This is a genomic window from Streptomyces sp. NBC_00102, assembly GCF_026343115.1.
Taxonomy (GTDB): Bacteria; Actinomycetota; Actinomycetes; order Streptomycetales; family Streptomycetaceae; genus Streptomyces.
The window spans coordinates 2,508,583-2,525,278 of the sequence record NZ_JAPEMC010000001.1 but is presented as its reverse complement, the minus strand read 5'-3'; the positions used below and the strand labels follow the sequence as shown (position 1 = coordinate 2,525,278).

Sequence of the window (16,696 nt, the reverse complement as noted above, 5' to 3'; positions counted from 1 at the left end):
GACGATGGAAAGACGGCTGTCACTCTATGCAGCGACGGGTGGGGGAGCGACGGGGTTTCCGCCGGTTCGGGCGGGGCGACGGTGTCCCGGCCGCCGAGGGGGTCAGCCGGTCGACGGTTCCAAGCCCGGGTCCGCCGTGTCGGCCAGTACACAGCGGTCGCAGCGGCCCGGGGCCGGTGACCGGAAGGCCCGGTCGCAGCCCTCGCAGTTCTGGAGCAGCGCGACCCCTGGGGCCGGTTCACGTGGGGCCTCCCGGCGGCCGGCCCCGGTGGGGAGCGGCGGCGGCAGGCGATCGGCGAGACGGCAGCCGACGAACTTGGCCGGATACTTCACGATCGGCGGCAGATCCTCCAGGAGCGCCCGGGACACCGCGTCCCGCCGTACGCCGCGCTCCAGCCAGACGACCAGGGCAGGCGCGAGTTTCTCCACCTCCTTCTCGCTGAGTACGAGCCGGTGGTCCCTGGCGCGCAGCCCGGCGAGCAACTCCACGGCGACGGCGAGCCGCGCCAACTCGTCGGCCGAGGGCGCGGGAGGCGGGACGGCCCGGGCGAGCGAGGCCCGGATGGCGGGGGCGTCGGGTACGGCGGGTACGGCAGGTGCGTTCTGGGGTGCGGCCTGGAAGACGGGGCTTGCGGCGGCGGGTGCGGAAGGTGCGTTCTGGGGTGCGGCAGTCGGGGTGGCAGTCGGGGCGTCCGGGGCTTTCACGGCGGTGGTGGGTACGGCTTCGGGCGTCTCGGGCTGCGGTGGGTCACCGGCGGGGGCGGGCGGCGGCTCCATGTGCACCTCTGCGGGTGCCGGTGCGGGGGCGGCCATCGGGGGAGCCGGTGCCGGGGCGGGCTGCTGGGGTGCCGGTGTCGGTTCGGCCATCTCCACAGCGGCCTGCGCCTCCGGCTGCCACAGCTCCCGCAGCGCGTCGGCCGCCGTGCACATCTGCCGTACGGGCCGCTGCCCGGCGTGCTGTCCGGCGTACTGCCCGGCCTGCTGTCCGCCGTGTTGTCCGCGCGCGGCTCGGATGCCGTGATGCCGGGCGCGGACAGCCGGGGAGCCCGCTCGCTGCTGCGGAACGGCTGCGGACCTGCGCCCGGCGGGCGCCCGGCCGGAAGCCTTGCGCTCGGCTGCCTTGCGCTCGGCCAGGGCCTTCCGGAAGGCCCGGTCCTGGTGGGCGGCGTCGGGGTGGTTGTACGCGATCGTGCGCGTCAGGAACCGGCCCTCGCCGACACGGTCCCGGGGGCGGTCCAGGTACCCGCACCGCTCCAGCTCGCGCATGGCCCGTGCGATGGTCTCGGCGCCCTCCTGGAAGCGCTCCGCGAGTGCCTTGATGCCCACCCGGCGGCCGGGCGGCAGCGACTGGATGTGGACCGAGACGCCGATCGCGACGAGGGAGAGCTCGGGGTGCTGCGCCAGGTGATTTCCGACCACCACGAACTCGCTGGTGAGCGGGACGGTCACATGCGACAGCCCGGCAGTGCGGGAACGACTGCGGTCAACGACCGCCTGGGCGCGCGGGGGCGCGCTAACCTCGTGGGTATCCATCGGGAAGGGCTTTCTTCCTAGTTGGTGAGGCCCTCGATCGGGATGCCAGTCCCGGCGGGGGCCGCCTTATGTCCATTGTTGGGGGGAGCATATGCCTGCCAACCGGACGAAAATCCAGCTGAGTCGGCAAACCTCACCCGTCCGGGTGAGGACACGCCGAGGCCGCTGACCAGCCCTCAAACCGACGTCTTTCGGGAGGGGTTGGGTTTGGTTCTTTCTCACGTTCTTTCATCTTTGGAGTCCCGAAGCGCCATGTCCCCGTCCCCCAGGACATGGCGCCTCGGGGCACGGGACACCGGGTCCCGGCAGCCGGGTCCCGGCAGCCGGGACCCGGTGGTCGGGACCCGGTGGTCGGGACCGGTTCCGGACCTCCCCGTTACGACCACCGCGGAGGGCTCGCCGCTGCGTGGTGGAGCGCGGCCCGACCCCTGCCCAAGGGCTGTCCCGCAAACGTGGTGCTGCCTCCGCCTCAGGTCGGCTCGATAGGGTCAGGGCCGCAGCCGACGGAAGAGGTCGTTCGATGGCGACATATGACCAGCTGACCGAATGGGCCGGTCCGGAGCAGATGGCGTCCCGTGGTGTGGTGTAGCGGATCTTGGCGGGAATGTGCGCCTGTTCTGAGCCGTCGTGTGCGTCGACTGCCTGCGAGTGCTCCCTGAACACGAGGGCGGCCACCGTGTAACTGTCCTGGGTGAACGGGCAGTTCGACCCAAGGGGGTACACGGTGGCCTTGTCCCAGCATGACCTACTTCGCCTGCTGGAGTCACTGCGTTCGGCGGATGGTCTTGAACTCGTGCGCGAAGTCGCCGAGCGGTTGTTGCAAGAGTTGATCGAGGCCGAGGCCACCGCGCACATCGGCGCCGAGTGGAACGAGCAGACGGCCACGCGGACCGGCTACCGCAACGGACACCGGGACAAGACGGTGACCACACAGGCCGGCGACCTCGAGCTCGCGATCCCGAAACTGCGGGCCGGGACCTTCTTCCCCAGTCTGCTCGAGCGCCGGCGCCGCATCGATCAGGCCCTCTACGCCGTCGTCATGGAGGCCTACGTCCACGGGGTCTCCACCCGCAGCGTCGATGACCTGGTCAAGGCGCTCGGCTCAGACACCGGTATATCGAAGAGCGAGGTCTCGAGGATCTGCGGCGATCTCGACGAACAGCTCGACGCGTTCCGCACCCGGCCGCTGGACCACACCCGCTTTCCTTACGTGTATCTCGACGCGACCTACGTCAAGGCCCGCGTGGACCACCGGATCGTCTCCCAGGCCGTGGTCATCGCCACCGGTGTCACCGAGGACGGCGGCCGCGAGGTCCTGGGCGTCATGGTCGGCGACAGCGAGACCGAGGCCTTCTGGGCCACCTTCCTGCGCTCGTTGCGGGAGCGCGGCCTGAGCGGTGTCCGCCTGGTCATCTCCGACAGCCACAGCGGCCTGGTCAAAGCCATCCGCAAGGTCATGCTCGGCGCCGCATGGCAGCGCTGCCGGGTTCACTTCGTCCGCAACGTCTTCTCCGCGATCCCCAAGGGCGCCGCGGAGATGGTCGCCGCGACGATCCGCACTCTCTTCGCTCAGCCCACCGCCGAAACCGTCCGGGCTCATCTCGACACTGTCGCGGACATGCTCGGCGACCAGTTCCCCAAGGTCAGAGAGATGCTCCTGCACGCGAAGGAGGACCTGACCGCCTTCGCGGACTTCCCTCACCAGCACTGGAAGAAGATCCAGTCGACCAACCCGCTCGAACGGCTGAACCGGGAGATCAAGCGTCGGTCCGACGTCGTCCAGGTCTTCCCGAACACCGCAGCCGTCAACCGGCTCGCCACCGCCGTCCTCGCCGAACTCCACGACGAGTGGATCGCCTTCCCTCGCCGCTACCTCTCAACCGAGAGCATGGACAGCCTCTATCCGGACACCACAACCCTCCTGCCCGGCACAACCGAGTGATCACCTACACCACGTCACGGGACATGACCCCGGAGCATGTCACGCGAGCCGGACGGGACGTTGTCGCCGGCTGGCGGATCCCGGAGTTCATGAAGATGCAACTCGTCGAGGTGGGCATCCCGGTGGCTCCGCGCCTCATCGAGCGGGTCGTGATGCAGAGCGAGGTCGATCCAGTCCTCCACACGTCCCAGGGTCAGCTCTACCGCCTCACGGAGGACACAGACCCCCATAGACCGGCTGCGCGGTCATGGTTCGGTGTTGAGCCGGAGACCGGAACGGTTTACTTCGTCATGCCAGATGGGGAGGCATGGTTCGCCAACTCGGGTGTCGACGTGTGGCTCACCGTGCTTCACCACTACGGCAGCCGCGTCACCGCCTCAGAGCTTCTCAGCGAGCCGGACTGGCCCGAGGAGCACCTATCCGAAGACGAGGAAGAGCGGGCCTTCGCCGAGCTGAACCGGCTGGCCGAGGAGCTGAAGGAGATCGACCCGGCAGCCTTCAACGGCTACGAGGGGTTTCTCTGGCCAGCACACCTGGACCGCTGGCTCTACTGATCTCGGTCGGCAGATCCAAGGCCCGCAGGTCTGGACCCATGGGGGAAGCCAGGCCGCCCACGACTGAGACGCTGTTGTCTTTCCGAGTCTGACGGCTGTGTTTTCGCTGGTCAGAGGTAGGGGCGGCGTTGATGTGGGAGTGATGGGGTGTCGTTTCGTCGCTCTCGTGGAGGTCGCGGATGCCGTCGGTTGTCGGACTGCTGGAACAGCACGAGCTTGCCGCTCGTCGTCGTGTGGACGGGTTGCGCGAGGAAGCCGACCGGATCCAGGCCGAGCTCGCGATGGCCGAGCAGGAGTGGTCGGAGTGGACGATCGCCCGCGAGTGTGTCGGTGCGGTGCTGTCTGCGCCGGACGATGACTCAGCCGGCGTGGTCGCCACCGACATGCCGGAGGGTGTTGTGGCGGAAGCCGAGGTGCAGGCGTCACCGCCTCTGGTGGTGAAGGCGAAGTCACAGGTTCCGATGTGGCGTGAAGGGCTGGCCGGGACGGCACTGTCGGTGGACTACCAGCGCATCCTGGCCGCGCTCGAGGATCGGATCCGTCTCGGTCAAGGGCCATTGACATGTCAGGAGTTGGCCGCCGCGTTCGGCATGGATGTGGTGCCGGCCAAGGTGGAGGGGCTGCGGTCGAAGGCGAAACGCCTGGTGTCGCGGGGCTGGCTGGCCGAGCCGGCACCGGGCCGGTTCACCCTCGCGCGGAGCGTGAGCGGGCCAGGCGGCGGGTCATGATCATGGTCATCGGCCAGTAGATCATCGCCTCGGCGCTGCTGGTGGATCGTTCGAAGTCGCGCACCAGGCGGCGGCTTCGCATCAGGTGCGCGAAGAGACGCTCGACGATCCACCGCTTGGGCAGCACCACGAATCCGCGCGTGTCGTCGCTCCGCTTGACGACTGCCAGGACCAGCGCGAGCGCGGCCAGGCAGTACTCGACGAGGCTGCCGGTGTAGCAGCCGTCGGCCCAGACGAGTTCCAGCCGGTGGTGAGCGTCGATCACCCGCTCAAGCAGCACCTTCGCGGCAGCGCGGTCACCAATATCCGCCGCGGTGACCATCACGCCCAGCAGCAGGCCGAGGGTGTCGACCACCACGTGCCGCTTGCGGCCGTTGACCAGCTTGCCACCGTCGAAGCCGCGGCTGTCCGCGCCGACGACCGCGTCCGCCTTGACGGACTGCGAGTCGATCACACCGGCCGTCGGCTCCGCATCCCGCCCCGCCTCCTCGCGGACCCGGCCGCGCAGCCGGTCGTGGAACTCCCTGACCAGCACGTGGTCGCGCCAGCGGCGGAAGAACGCATAGACACGGTCCCACGGCGGGAAGTCGGGCCGGCATCGCCCGCCACTTGATCCCGTTGTCCACGAGATAGCGGATCGCGCCCAATATCGCCCGGTGGCAGTACGCCTCCGGCTGCTCGCCCCGACCTCGCATCCAGCCCGGCACCGGCAGCAGCGGCCGGACCACAGACCACTCCGCCTCCGTCATGTCCGAGGGATACCGCCGAACACGCTCCGGACGGTCGGCCGCATTCCCGAACCGGTGAGCGACACAATCACACGACAGAGCACGCACGTTGTAGAGGCGCTCAGGGGTGTCGCCGATCGCGCCGCGGAGGGGCATGTCTCCGACAAGGGGATGGGCGTCGCTGCCCCTTCTACCTCGACCGCATGTCGCCGGGGGCGGCCACCGTCTCGCCGGCCGAGTACAAAAGCACTGACCAGAATTGGCAGTACCGCAGGAACCCGCAGGGCTGATCTGGGTGGACGCTCATTCGCTCGTCGAATGCAGTTGGGCGAACTCGTCAGCGAGCATGCCCATCATGACGAGATCGTGGTGCTGACCGGCGTAAAACACCTGGTCACGGAGGCGGCCCTCTTCGATGAAACCGAGCCGATGTTGAAGCGCCAGCGACGCCTCGTTGTGCGCGAATATCCGCGCTCCGCACTTATGGAAGCGCCGCTCGGCGAACATGAAGCGCAGCAGCATCAGCACGGCTTCTGCCGCATAGCCTTTGCGTCGATGACCAGCCTCCAGCGTGACGCCGTACTCGAACCAGCCCGCACGAGGATCAGCGTGGTGCGAGCCGATGGCACCGACTATCTTTCCCGTGTCGACGGCTTCGATGGCCAACTGGAAGCAGTCCCCGTCAGACTTGGCAGCGGACTGCTCCGTCGCCCAGGCACGGAAGCTTTCGGCGGAACGGGGTGGGTTGAGCAGGTCTCCCAACCGCTCCTCGTCCACGGCGAAGCGCATGAACGCGCTCCAGTCGTCGGGCTCGATACCGCGCAGGCGTACCCGTTTGCCAGTCCAGAACGACGTCATTCCCTATTTGATCACGCTGCAGTGTGCGGGGTCCAGCCTTTCGTGCACGCCTCAAAGAGCCTTTGACCTGCCACTTTGAGGATTCTGGCTCCTCTGGAGCCGACGTCGTTCATGTCGCGCAGGCTGCGGTGTGCCGCCTCGTGGTGCGCGTGACGCCACACCGCAGCAGGGGGCGGCGTGCTCAGAACCCGGCACCCCGGCAGCGGTCGGAGGGGCTTTGCAACGGTGTCGATCCACGGTCCGCGCTCCGCCGTGGGGGTCCGGCGCGTAGCGCTTTCACTGATCAGGGTGGGTGGCGCACAGCCCTCATGGCGACCGTCACCCGGCGGTCAGGATCTCCACTCCGATCTCCGTCATGAGCCGCTCGACGACCGCGTTGCCGGGTTCGGCGTCGGTGATCAGTCCGGTGACCCGTTCCCAGGGGAGTACGCGGAACTGCGAGGCCGTGCCGATCTTCTCCGACGACGCCAGGACGTACGTGTCCGCCGCCCGCGCGGACAGGGCCCGCTTCATCGCGGCTTCTTCGGCGTCCCCGGTCGTGAGTCCGGCCTCGGGGTGTACGCCGGTGACGCCGAGCATGCAGAGATCCGCGGAGACGTTCTGGGCGGCCTCGACCGCCGCCGCGCCGCAGGTGACCGCCGAGTGCTTGAAGACGCGGCCCCCGAGCAGGAAGAGCTCCGCCCCCGGGTGTTCGAGCAGGGCCACGGCGATCGTCGGGCTGTGGGTGATCACGGTGCAGGCGAGATCCCTCGGGAGTGCGCGGGCGACCGCGAGGGCGGTGGTTCCGCCGTCCAGGATCAGTGAGCCGCCCGGCCGGACCAGGCCGGCGGCCACGGCTGCGACCCGCTGTTTGCCGTCGGGAGCCACGCTCTGCCGGGCGGCGTAGTCGACCACCGCCGGTGAGATGGGCAGCGCGCCGCCGTAGACCCGCTGGCACAGTCCCTCGGCCGCGAGGTCGCGGAGGTCGCGCCGGACGCTGTCCTCGGAAATGCCCAGTTCAACGGCGACGTCCTTGGCGACGATCTTGCCCTCGCGAGCGAGCAGGCCGAGCAGATGGTCACGTCGTTCAGCAGCAAGCATGCACGTTCTCTCCTGTTCTTGCGTGTTTCTGCATGTAGTGTAGACGGCATGAACGGCACACAGGTGGCGAACAAGCCCATGCTCATCCTCATCGCCGGCCCCTACCGGTCCGGCACCGACGGCGACCCGCAGGCCATGGCCGACAACCTCCGCAGCCTCGAAGGCGCCGCGTGGCCGGTCTTCGCCGCCGGACACGTCCCCGTCATCGGTGAGTGGGTCGCGCTGCCCGTGCTGCGCTCGGCCGGTGCCGGTCCCACCGACCCGCTCGCGGACGAGGTCCTCTACCCGGTCGCCGACCGGCTGCTCGCGCACTGCGACGCCGTACTCCGCCTCCCGGGCGAGTCCGCCGGTGCCGACCAGGACGTCGCCACCGCCCGGCGCCGCGGCCTGCCCGTCTACTTCGAGGCGAGCGAGATCCCCCGCCGCACGCCGGGCGAGGTCGCGTGACCGCCCGCCCCGGCATCGATACTCCCGACCATCGGGGCCGTACCGGCCTCGACCGGGCGGGACGCGGCCTGGACCGCAATCCTGACGTTGTGGTCCAGGCCGTCGAACTCACTTCCGAGGGCTGGCACGTCCTGCGGCGCACCACCTTCGACTACCGCCGCCGCGACGGCCGCTGGGAGACCCAGCAGCGCGAGACCTACGACCGGGGCAACGGTGCGGTCGTCCTGCCCTACGACACCGCGCGGGGCGTGGTCCTCCTCACCCGCCAGTTCCGCTACCCGGCCTACGTCAACGACCACCCCGACGGCATGCTCGTCGAGGCCGCCGCCGGGCTGCTCGACGAGGACGATCCGATCACCGCCGTCCGGCGCGAGGCGGCCGAAGAGCTCGGCGTCACCCTCGGCCCGCTCACCCATGTCTTCGACGCGTACATGAGCCCCGGGTCCGTCACCGAACGGCTCCACTTCTTCGCGGCCCCGTACTCGGCGGCCGACCGGACCGGAGTCGGCGGGGGAGTGGAGGAGGAAGGGGAGGACATCGAGGTCCTCGAAGTGCCCTTCGCCGAGGCCCTCGCCATGACCCGCGACGGACGCGTCGCCGACGGCAAGACGATCATGCTGCTGCAATGGGCGGCCCTGGACGGTCCGTTCGCGGTCCGGCGGCTGCCGTGAGGGCACTCGGGTCCCGAGGAAGGGGTACGTGGGCAAAAGCATTCGACGGCCGGGGCGGACGCTCCCTACTCTCCGCGGATGATCAATCTGCAGGTACGCGGTGACGGTGGCGACATCGTGGCCCGGGCCGAGGCTGGGGTGGAGTGGTGTTCGGCCTTCGGGGATCTGGATCCGGCACGGTTTCCGATGCTCCAGGCCCTGATCCCCTTCGGGGACGCGATGTTCAATCTGCGGCAGGTGCCCCTGCTTCTGGCGGAACTCGACCGGCTGCCGACCGAGTGCACAGGCGACTGGGTCGCGCAGGCCCGCGAACTGTGCCAGGTCGTCGCGCGAGGCCCGCACCGGTACCTGTGGTTCCTCGGCGACTGAACGGGACCGGGCTGTCGGCCGGGCAGCACTGCCGATGGCGACCGGTACTCGAAGAACTCATGCGGCCACGGTCACGTCACGGTCGGGCCCGGAACGTGACGTGAAGGTTCCGCCTGTCCTTCAGGAGGGCGGCGCTACTTTCCTCGTGCGCTTTCAGCCCTCCTCCGCGCGCAGAGGCCGGTCTGCGAGGCGGCCCTGTTCGGCTGCGTCGCCGGTGCGGGCCTCGGTGCGGCTCTTGGTGGCGAGGTAGTCCCGGACGATCAGCTCGACCGCGTCCTGGGGACTTCTGGTACCGGACAGCAGCATGACCTCGATCGCCAGATCGCTGTCGAGACTGATGGTGACCTTCGCCATCGCGACTCCCCCCGAAGGAACTCTCTCCCGCAGCCTACTTCGCGAACCCGGCTCCGGCGGGTGCGTGTGCGGGAAGCCCTCCGGGAGTGGGCCGGGGCCGGCTCGACGGCCCGGGCGGCCGTCCGCCCCTGCCCGCCTGATCCCGGGTGCGCCGTACGCGAGGTGCGGGCGCGGAAGGACCACGCCCAGAGCGAGGAAGCTGCCCGTTCTCAGACCTGCGGCAGCGGGCCCGTGCCCAACTCCGGCACCGGCTTCAGGAGTTCGTTCTCCGCCGTCGCCTCGAACGCCGCCCCCCACGCCCCGGCGAGGCCGTCCCGGGCGGCCTCCAGGCCGGCGGCCGTGTTGCCTCCCGGGACGGCGACCCGGTCCACCACCTCGTCCAGCGTGGCGCCGTCCCCCAGTAGCCGGCTCAGGGCATGCAGGCTCTGTGCGGCGAGAGCCTCGGCCAGCTCCCTCGGCAGGGGGGCGCCGCGCTCCTCCTGGGCGTCCACCATGGCCCGTACCGCACCGGCAAGGAGCGCCGGCCCGCAGGAGGCGAGGTCGGTCGCGGCACGGCCCTGGCCCTCCTCGATCACGAACGGTGTGGAGAACGCCCGGAGCAGGGTGAGCAGGTCATCGGTGGACCCGGCCGTCAGGCGTGGCCCCGGTACCAGCAGGGTCGCCCCGGCCCCCTTCTCGTTCCCGACGCTCGGGATCAGCTTGGCCACCGGACCGGGCACGGCGTCCGCGAGCGCGTCCAGCGGCAGACCGTTGTTGAGAGTGATCACCAGGTGCCGTTCGGTGAGCCGGGGCCGCAGGGCGTCGAGGACCTCCGGCAGATCCGCGTTCCGTACGCACAGCACGAGGACCTCCACGTGCCGGGCCAGCTCCGTCAGCGGCAGGACCGTCGCGGCGGGAACCGCCTCCTGGAGCCGCGCCACGCCGGCCCGCGACCGTCCCGACGCGAACAGCAGGCCGGGTGCGACGGCCTTGCGGAAACCAGCTGCCAGGGTCAGCCCCATCCGGCCGAGACCCACCACGCCCACCGCTCGGTACTCGTTCATGGCGCTCAGCTTGGCAGAGGGCGGGTGTCCGGGAACGGGCCCCGGCGGTAGTGGCGACACCTCTCACAAGGGGAATCCGCCATGATCCGGACGGTGGGAGGATGGGCCGCCCACAGCCCCGGTGCGACCCCGTTCCCTCGCGCGGGTGACGGGGGCCACAGCTGGATTGACGGGGCTCGATGGTGGCGCGAAGGGCCCCGCCGGGCGTGCCCGCGTTTGAGCTGCCGATCGCGGGGGGTAAGATCCTCGGCCGATTGGCCAGGCCCGCTTTCCGTGTGGCACACTGGCCAGGTTGCTCGGTTGAGTGTCAATGCTGCGCGCCTCCCGCCGGGAGGACCGGAAGCGAGTCCCACAGTACTCGTCGGCCCTGTATGGGTCGGAAGTACGGGAATCTTCCGGGAAGTGTCAGAGGGGCATAGACCAGGCACCCGGTGGGCGTTCCGCCCCCGATCCGCTCTTCATTGAGCGCAGCGCGGCTCTTGGGCCCGCACCCCCTTGGTTGGGATCTCCTTCGGGAGATTTTCGTAGAGGGAGTGCGACACGCCCGACCGCGTGGGTCGGATGCGGAGGACAGGAGAACCCCCGGGTTCCAGAGCGTTTCGAGAGACAGGACTACTAGTAGCCATGGCGGGACAGAAGATCCGCATCCGGCTCAAGGCCTACGACCACGAGGTCATCGACTCCTCGGCGAAGAAGATCGTCGAGACGGTGACCCGCACTGGTGCGTCGGTCGCGGGCCCGGTGCCGCTGCCCACTGAGAAGAACGTGTACTGCGTCATCAAGTCGCCGCACAAGTACAAGGACTCGCGCGAGCACTTCGAGATGCGCACGCACAAGCGCCTCATCGACATCCTCGACCCCACGCCGAAGACGGTTGACTCGCTGATGCGTCTCGACCTGCCGGCCGGCGTCGACATCGAGATCAAGCTCTGAGGTGACGCGCGAGATGGCTAAGAACATTAAGGGCGTCCTGGGCGAGAAGCTCGGCATGACCCAGGTCTGGGACGAGAACAACCGGGTTGTCCCGGTGACCGTCGTCAAGGCCGGGCCCTGTGTCGTCACCCAGGTCCGCACCAACGACAACGACGGCTACGAGTCGGTCCAGATCGCCTTCGGCGAGATCGACCCGCGCAAGGTGAACAAGCCCCTCAAGGGCCACTTCGCCAAGGCCGACGTGACCCCGCGCCGCCACCTGGTGGAGCTCCGCACCCCTGACGCCAGCGAGTACACGCTGGGCCAGGAGGTCACTGCCGAGGTGTTCGAGTCCGGCGTCAAGGTTGACGTCACGGGCAAGAGCAAGGGCAAGGGCTTCGCCGGTGTCATGAAGCGTCACAACTTCAAGGGCCTCGGCGCCGGTCACGGCGTCCAGCGCAAGCACCGTTCCCCCGGTTCGATCGGTGGCTGCGCCACCCCTGGGCGTGTCTTCAAGGGCATGCGCATGGCCGGTCGCATGGGTAACGAGCGCGTCACCACCCAGAACCTGACCATCCACGCGGTTGACGCGGAGAAGGGTCTGCTCCTCATCAAGGGCGCGGTCCCCGGTCCGAACGGCGGCCTCGTACTGGTCCGTACCGCGGCCAAGGGGGCTTGAGGTAATGAGCACCATTGACATCCTTTCGCCGGCAGGCGACAAGGCCGGTACCGTCGAGCTCCCCGCGGAGATCTTCGACGCGAAGACCAGCGTTCCGCTGATCCACCAGGTCGTTGTCGCACAGCTGGCCGCTGCCCGTCAGGGCACGCACAAGACCAAGCGTCGTGGCGAAGTCCGTGGTGGTGGCCGCAAGCCTTACCGCCAGAAGGGCACCGGCCGCGCCCGCCAGGGCTCGACCCGCGCGCCGCAGTTCGCCGGCGGTGGCGTCGTCCACGGCCCGCAGCCGCGTGACTACTCGCAGCGCACCCCGAAGAAGATGAAGGCCGCCGCCCTCCGCGGTGCCCTCTCGGACCGGGCGCGTCACTCCCGCATCCACGTCATCACCGGCGTGGTCGAGGGTGGAGTCTCCACCAAGGCCGCCAAGACGCTGTTCGGCAAGATCTCGGAGCGCCCCAACCTGCTCCTGGTCGTCGACCGCGCCGACGAGGCCGCGTGGCTCTCCGCGCGCAACCTGCCCCAGGTGCACATCCTGGAGCCGGGCCAGCTCAACACGTACGACGTGATCGTCTCTGACGACGTGGTCTTCACCCAGGCCGCTTTCGAGTCCTTCGTGTCTGGCCCCCAGACCGCTGAGACCGAAGGGAGCGACGCCTGATGAGCACGGCGACCGTTACCAGCAAGACGTACTCGGACCCGCGCGACATCCTCGTGAAGCCGGTCGTGTCCGAGAAGAGCTACGCGCTGCTCGACGAGAACAAGTACACGTTCATCGTCGCGCCCGGCTCCAACAAGACCCAGATCAAGCAGGCCGTCGAGGCGGTCTTCTCGGTCAAGGTCACCGGGGTCAACACGATCAACCGGCAGGGTAAGCGCAAGCGGACCAAGACCGGCTTCGGCAAGCGCGCCGACACGAAGCGCGCCATCGTGACCCTCGCCGAGGGCGACCGTATCGACATCTTCGGCGGCCCGACCTCCTGACGGAGGTAGGGACGTCCAGGATCCGGAATATTTCCGAGGACTGAGAAAACATGGGTATCCGCAAGTACAAGCCGACGACGCCGGGCCGTCGTGGCTCCAGCGTCGCCGACTTTGTCGAGATCACGCGGTCCACGCCGGAGAAGTCGCTGGTCCGCCCCCTGCACAGCAAGGGCGGCCGTAACAACGCCGGTCGTGTGACCGTTCGCCACCAGGGTGGTGGCCACAAGCGCGCCTACCGCGTGATCGACTTCCGTCGTCACGACAAGGACGGCGTGCCGGCCAAGGTCGCGCACATCGAGTACGACCCCAACCGCACCGCGCGCATCGCGCTCCTGCACTACGCGGACGGCGAGAAGCGTTACATCGTCGCCCCGAAGGGCCTGAAGCAGGGCGACCGTGTCGAGAACGGCCCGTCCGCCGACATCAAGCCCGGCAACAACCTGGCGCTGCGCAACATCCCGGTCGGTACGACCATCCACGCCATCGAGCTGCGGCCCGGCGGCGGCGCGAAGTTCGCCCGTTCCGCGGGTGCCTCCGTGCAGCTGCTGGCGAAGGAGGGCACGATGGCCCACCTTCGTATGCCTTCCGGTGAGATCCGGCTGGTCGACGCCCGCTGCCGCGCCACCATCGGCGAGGTCGGCAACGCCGAGCAGTCGAACATCAACTGGGGCAAGGCCGGCCGTATGCGCTGGAAGGGCGTTCGCCCGACCGTCCGCGGTGTCGCGATGAACCCGGTTGACCACCCGCACGGTGGTGGTGAAGGCAAGACCTCCGGTGGTCGTCACCCGGTCTCGCCGTGGGGTCAGAAGGAGGGTCGTACTCGCTCGCCGAAGAAGGCATCGAGCAAGTACATCGTCCGCCGCCGCAAGACGAACAAGAAGCGCTAGGAGCGGGTTTAGATGCCGCGCAGTCTCAAGAAGGGGCCTTTCGTCGACGGACACCTCATCAAGAAGGTGGACGTACAGAACGAGGCAGGCACCAAGAACGTCATCAAGACCTGGTCCCGTCGCTCGATGATCGTCCCGGCCATGCTGGGGCACACCATCGCGGTGCACAACGGCAAGATCCACGTCCCGGTGTTCGTCACCGAGTCGATGGTCGGCCACAAGCTCGGCGAGTTCTCGCCGACTCGCACCTTCCGCGGCCACGTCAAGGACGACCGGAAGTCGAAGCGCCGCTAACGCGGGGTGGAAACGACTATGACTCACACCGAAGGGACAACCATGGAAGCCAGGGCCCAGGCGCGGTACATCCGCGTCACGCCCATGAAGGCCCGCCGCGTGGTGGACCTCATCCGTGGCATGGATGCCACGGAGGCTCAGGCGGTCCTGCGTTTCGCCCCGCAGGCCGCGAGCGTGCCGGTTGGCAAGGTGCTTGACAGCGCCATCGCCAACGCTGCACACAACTACGACCACACCGACGCCTCTTCGCTGGTCATCAGCGAGGCGTACGTGGACGAGGGCCCGACCCTGAAGCGGTTCCGTCCGCGTGCTCAGGGCCGTGCCTACCGGATCCGTAAGCGGACCAGCCACATCACCGTGGTCGTCAGCAGCAAGGAAGGAACCCGGTAATGGGCCAGAAGGTAAACCCGCACGGGTTCCGACTCGGCATTACCACGGACTTCAAGTCCCGTTGGTACGCCGACAAGCTGTACAAGGACTACGTCAAGGAAGACGTCGCCATTCGTCGCATGATGACGAAGGGCATGGAGCGCGCCGGTATCTCGAAGGTTGAGATCGAGCGCACCCGCGACCGCGTCCGCGTCGACATCCACACCGCTCGTCCGGGCATCGTCATCGGCCGCCGCGGCGCCGAGGCCGACCGCATCCGCGGCGAGCTGGAGAAGCTGACCGGCAAGCAGGTCCAGCTGAACATCCTCGAGGTCAAGAACCCCGAGGTTGACGCTCAGCTGGTGGCCCAGGCCGTCGCCGAGCAGCTCTCCTCCCGCGTCTCCTTCCGTCGCGCCATGCGTAAGAGCATGCAGAGCTCGATGAAGGCCGGCGCCAAGGGCATCAAGATCCAGTGCGGTGGCCGCCTCGGCGGCGCCGAGATGTCCCGCTCGGAGTTCTACCGCGAGGGCCGCGTGCCCCTGCACACGCTCCGCGCGAACGTCGACTACGGCTTCTTCGAGGCCAAGACGACCTTCGGCCGCATCGGCGTGAAGGTCTGGATCTACAAGGGCGACGTCAAGAACATCGCCGAGGTCCGCGCCGAGAACGCTGCTGCCCGCGCTGGCAACCGCCCGGCCCGTGGCGGCGCTGACCGCCCGGCCGGCCGTGGTGCCCGCGGTGGCGAGCGTGGCGGTCGTGGACGCAAGCCGCAGCAGACCGGCTCGGTCGAGGCCCCCAAGGCCGACGCCACCGCCGCTGCTCCGGCTGCTGAGAGCACCGGAACGGAGGCCTGACCGAAATGCTGATCCCCCGTAGGGTCAAGCACCGCAAGCAGCACCACCCGAAGCGCAGCGGTATGTCCAAGGGTGGCACGCAGGTTGCGTTCGGCGAGTACGGCATCCAGGCGCTGACCCCGGCGTACGTGACGAACCGCCAGATCGAGGCAGCTCGTATCGCGATGACCCGCCACATCAAGCGTGGCGGCAAGGTCTGGATCAACATCTACCCGGACCGTCCCCTGACGAAGAAGCCGGCCGAGACCCGCATGGGTTCCGGTAAGGGTTCTCCCGAGTGGTGGATCGCGAACGTCAAGCCCGGACGGGTGATGTTCGAGCTGTCCTACCCGAACGAGAAGATTGCTCGTGAGGCGCTTACCCGCGCTGCTCACAAGCTTCCGATGAAGTGCCGGATTGTTCGGCGCGAGGCAGGTGAGTCGTGATGTCGGTCGGTACCAAGGCGTCCGAGCTGCGCGAACTGGGCGACGAGGAGCTCCTCAACAAGCTCCGCGAGGCCAAGGAAGAGCTGTTCAACCTCCGCTTCCAGGCGGCAACTGGTCAGCTCGAAAACCACGGTCGGCTTCAGTCCGTCCGTAAGGACATCGCGCGGATCTACACCCTGATGCGTGAGCGCGAGCTGGGCATCGAGACGGTGGAGAGCGCCTGATGAGCGAGAAGACTGTGACTGAGACCAACGACCGCGGTTTCCGCAAGACCCGTGAGGGTCTGGTCGTCAGCGACAAGATGGACAAGACCGTCGTCGTCGCTGTCGAGGACCGCGTGAAGCACGCTCTGTACGGCAAGGTCATCCGCCGTACGAACAAGCTCAAGGCTCACGACGAGCAGAACACTGCCGGCGTCGGCGACCGCGTCATCATCATGGAGACGCGTCCGCTGTCCGCCTCGAAGCGGTGGCGCATCGTCGAGATCCTCGAGAAGGCCAAGTAATTCCTGAGGGGTTCCCCTCAGGTCGGTTCCGCCAGGCTCGGTGAGGGTGCTCCGTAGGTCACGCAAGTCACCTACGGAGCACCCCGCCGGGAACCGGCAGACGATCAGGAGATAGACGTGATCCAGCAGGAGTCGCGACTTCGCGTCGCCGACAACACGGGTGCGAAGGAAATCCTCACCATCCGTGTTCTCGGTGGTTCGGGTCGCCGCTACGCGGGCATCGGTGACGTCATCGTCGCCACCGTCAAGGACGCGATCCCCGGCGGTAACGTGAAGAAGGGTGACGTCGTCAAGGCCGTCATCGTTCGCACCGTCAAGGAGCGTCGTCGTCAGGATGGCTCGTACATCCGCTTCGACGAGAACGCAGCCGTCATTCTGAAGAACGACGGCGACCCCCGCGGCACCCGCATCTTCGGCCCGGTGGGCCGGGAGCTGCGCGAGAAGAAGTTCATGAAGATCATCTCGCTCGCGCCGGAGGTGCTGTAA

General features: G+C 68.3%; 24 protein-coding genes and 1 pseudogene. 18 read left to right on the top strand and 7 right to left on the bottom strand.

What is annotated here, in order from left to right; translation table 11 throughout:
• Positions 1-102: 102 nt before the first annotated feature.
• Positions 103-1,449 carry a hypothetical protein gene (locus OHA55_RS11135; protein ID WP_266705265.1) on the bottom strand — a complete coding sequence of 449 codons (1,347 nt, stop codon included), beginning with the start codon at positions 1,447-1,449 and terminating at the stop codon, positions 103-105.
• An 841-nt stretch (positions 1,450-2,290) separates the two neighbouring features.
• Between OHA55_RS11135 and OHA55_RS11130 the strand changes: the two genes are divergently transcribed.
• The 3 genes from OHA55_RS11130 to OHA55_RS11120 all read left to right on the top strand — a co-directional run bounded on the left by OHA55_RS11130 (position 2,291) and on the right by OHA55_RS11120 (position 4,757).
• The gene (locus OHA55_RS11130; RefSeq protein ID WP_266710552.1) at positions 2,291-3,475 is read left to right on the top strand and encodes an IS256 family transposase; all 1,185 of its coding nucleotides are present in this window, start codon (positions 2,291-2,293) and stop codon (positions 3,473-3,475) included.
• Positions 3,472-4,029, top strand: coding sequence for an SUKH-4 family immunity protein (locus OHA55_RS11125; protein WP_266705263.1), 558 nt, complete (start codon positions 3,472-3,474; stop codon positions 4,027-4,029). The genes OHA55_RS11130 and OHA55_RS11125 overlap by 4 nt, the downstream gene beginning before the upstream one ends.
• Positions 4,030-4,208: 179 nt before the next feature.
• Complete coding sequence (locus tag OHA55_RS11120) at positions 4,209-4,757, top strand: hypothetical protein (protein ID WP_266705261.1); 549 nt, start codon at positions 4,209-4,211, stop codon at positions 4,755-4,757.
• Here OHA55_RS11120 and OHA55_RS11115 read toward each other — a convergent pair.
• The 4 genes and pseudogenes from OHA55_RS11115 to OHA55_RS11100 form a co-directional block, all read right to left on the bottom strand.
• Positions 4,714-5,388: an IS5 family transposase gene (locus OHA55_RS11115; protein ID WP_266710549.1), complete on the bottom strand. Its 675-nt coding sequence runs from the start codon at positions 5,386-5,388 to the stop codon at positions 4,714-4,716. The two genes, OHA55_RS11120 and OHA55_RS11115, sit on opposite strands and share 44 nt — an antisense overlap.
• 7 nt (positions 5,389-5,395) lie before the next feature.
• Positions 5,396-5,452, bottom strand: a pseudogene (locus OHA55_RS11110) (hypothetical protein); the annotation flags it as partial.
• A 336-nt stretch (positions 5,453-5,788) separates the two neighbouring features.
• Entirely contained in the window at positions 5,789-6,343 is a 555-nt protein-coding gene (locus OHA55_RS11105; protein WP_266705260.1) for a GNAT family N-acetyltransferase, read from the bottom strand.
• A 318-nt stretch (positions 6,344-6,661) separates the two neighbouring features.
• Positions 6,662-7,423: a DeoR/GlpR family DNA-binding transcription regulator gene (locus OHA55_RS11100; protein ID WP_266705258.1), complete on the bottom strand. Its 762-nt coding sequence runs from the start codon at positions 7,421-7,423 to the stop codon at positions 6,662-6,664.
• 63 nt (positions 7,424-7,486) lie between these two features.
• Between OHA55_RS11100 and OHA55_RS11095 the strand changes: the two genes are divergently transcribed.
• The 3 genes from OHA55_RS11095 to OHA55_RS11085 all read left to right on the top strand — a co-directional run bounded on the left by OHA55_RS11095 (position 7,487) and on the right by OHA55_RS11085 (position 8,910).
• Positions 7,487-7,870: a DUF4406 domain-containing protein gene (locus OHA55_RS11095; protein ID WP_266710547.1), complete on the top strand. Its 384-nt coding sequence runs from the start codon at positions 7,487-7,489 to the stop codon at positions 7,868-7,870.
• Entirely contained in the window at positions 7,867-8,541 is a 675-nt protein-coding gene (locus OHA55_RS11090; RefSeq protein ID WP_266705256.1) for an NUDIX domain-containing protein, read from the top strand. Before OHA55_RS11095 ends, OHA55_RS11090 begins: the two co-directional genes overlap by 4 nt.
• Before the next feature lie 78 nt (positions 8,542-8,619).
• A complete protein-coding gene (locus tag OHA55_RS11085) occupies positions 8,620-8,910 on the top strand; it encodes a hypothetical protein (RefSeq protein WP_266705254.1) in 291 nt (96 codons plus the stop codon).
• 153 nt (positions 8,911-9,063) lie between these two features.
• Here the strand turns inward: OHA55_RS11085 and OHA55_RS11080 are convergent, their stop codons facing one another.
• Together OHA55_RS11080 and OHA55_RS11075 are read right to left on the bottom strand one after the other, a co-directional pair.
• Entirely contained in the window at positions 9,064-9,264 is a 201-nt protein-coding gene (locus OHA55_RS11080) for a hypothetical protein (RefSeq protein WP_266705252.1), read from the bottom strand.
• Positions 9,265-9,473: 209 nt separating this feature from the next.
• Positions 9,474-10,307 carry a pyrroline-5-carboxylate reductase gene (locus OHA55_RS11075; protein WP_266705250.1) on the bottom strand — a complete coding sequence of 278 codons (834 nt, stop codon included), beginning with the start codon at positions 10,305-10,307 and terminating at the stop codon, positions 9,474-9,476.
• Between the two features lie 624 nt (positions 10,308-10,931).
• On the opposite strand from OHA55_RS11075, the gene rpsJ reads away from it, so the two are divergent.
• From rpsJ to rplN, 12 genes are all read left to right on the top strand, one after another.
• Positions 10,932-11,240 carry a 30S ribosomal protein S10 gene (rpsJ, locus tag OHA55_RS11070; RefSeq protein WP_003948644.1) on the top strand — a complete coding sequence of 103 codons (309 nt, stop codon included), beginning with the start codon at positions 10,932-10,934 and terminating at the stop codon, positions 11,238-11,240.
• 13 nt (positions 11,241-11,253) lie between these two features.
• Positions 11,254-11,898 (top strand): 50S ribosomal protein L3, encoded by a 645-nt coding sequence (rplC, locus tag OHA55_RS11065; protein ID WP_266705248.1) that lies wholly within the window; start codon positions 11,254-11,256, stop codon positions 11,896-11,898.
• A gap of 4 nt (positions 11,899-11,902) precedes the next feature.
• A complete protein-coding gene (gene rplD / locus OHA55_RS11060; protein WP_266705246.1) occupies positions 11,903-12,553 on the top strand; it encodes a 50S ribosomal protein L4 in 651 nt (216 codons plus the stop codon).
• The gene (rplW, locus tag OHA55_RS11055) at positions 12,553-12,876 is read left to right on the top strand and encodes a 50S ribosomal protein L23 (protein WP_266705244.1); all 324 of its coding nucleotides are present in this window, start codon (positions 12,553-12,555) and stop codon (positions 12,874-12,876) included. The genes rplD and rplW overlap by 1 nt, the downstream gene beginning before the upstream one ends.
• A gap of 50 nt (positions 12,877-12,926) precedes the next feature.
• The gene (rplB, locus tag OHA55_RS11050) at positions 12,927-13,763 is read left to right on the top strand and encodes a 50S ribosomal protein L2 (RefSeq protein ID WP_266705242.1); all 837 of its coding nucleotides are present in this window, start codon (positions 12,927-12,929) and stop codon (positions 13,761-13,763) included.
• A 12-nt stretch (positions 13,764-13,775) separates the two neighbouring features.
• Complete coding sequence (gene rpsS, locus OHA55_RS11045; RefSeq protein ID WP_003966956.1) at positions 13,776-14,057, top strand: 30S ribosomal protein S19; 282 nt, start codon at positions 13,776-13,778, stop codon at positions 14,055-14,057.
• A gap of 42 nt (positions 14,058-14,099) precedes the next feature.
• Entirely contained in the window at positions 14,100-14,447 is a 348-nt protein-coding gene (gene rplV, locus OHA55_RS11040; RefSeq protein WP_004571827.1) for a 50S ribosomal protein L22, read from the top strand.
• A complete protein-coding gene (gene rpsC / locus OHA55_RS11035) occupies positions 14,447-15,280 on the top strand; it encodes a 30S ribosomal protein S3 (RefSeq protein WP_266705240.1) in 834 nt (277 codons plus the stop codon). Before rplV ends, rpsC begins: the two co-directional genes overlap by 1 nt.
• 5 nt (positions 15,281-15,285) lie before the next feature.
• Entirely contained in the window at positions 15,286-15,705 is a 420-nt protein-coding gene (gene rplP, locus OHA55_RS11030) for a 50S ribosomal protein L16 (protein ID WP_014047785.1), read from the top strand.
• Positions 15,705-15,929, top strand: a complete 225-nt coding sequence (gene rpmC / locus OHA55_RS11025; protein WP_266705218.1) for a 50S ribosomal protein L29 — start codon at positions 15,705-15,707, stop codon at positions 15,927-15,929. Before rplP ends, rpmC begins: the two co-directional genes overlap by 1 nt.
• Positions 15,929-16,210: a 30S ribosomal protein S17 gene (gene rpsQ, locus OHA55_RS11020; RefSeq protein ID WP_266705216.1), complete on the top strand. Its 282-nt coding sequence runs from the start codon at positions 15,929-15,931 to the stop codon at positions 16,208-16,210. The genes rpmC and rpsQ overlap by 1 nt, the downstream gene beginning before the upstream one ends.
• Before the next feature lie 117 nt (positions 16,211-16,327).
• Positions 16,328-16,696 carry a 50S ribosomal protein L14 gene (gene rplN, locus OHA55_RS11015; protein WP_003966950.1) on the top strand — a complete coding sequence of 123 codons (369 nt, stop codon included), beginning with the start codon at positions 16,328-16,330 and terminating at the stop codon, positions 16,694-16,696.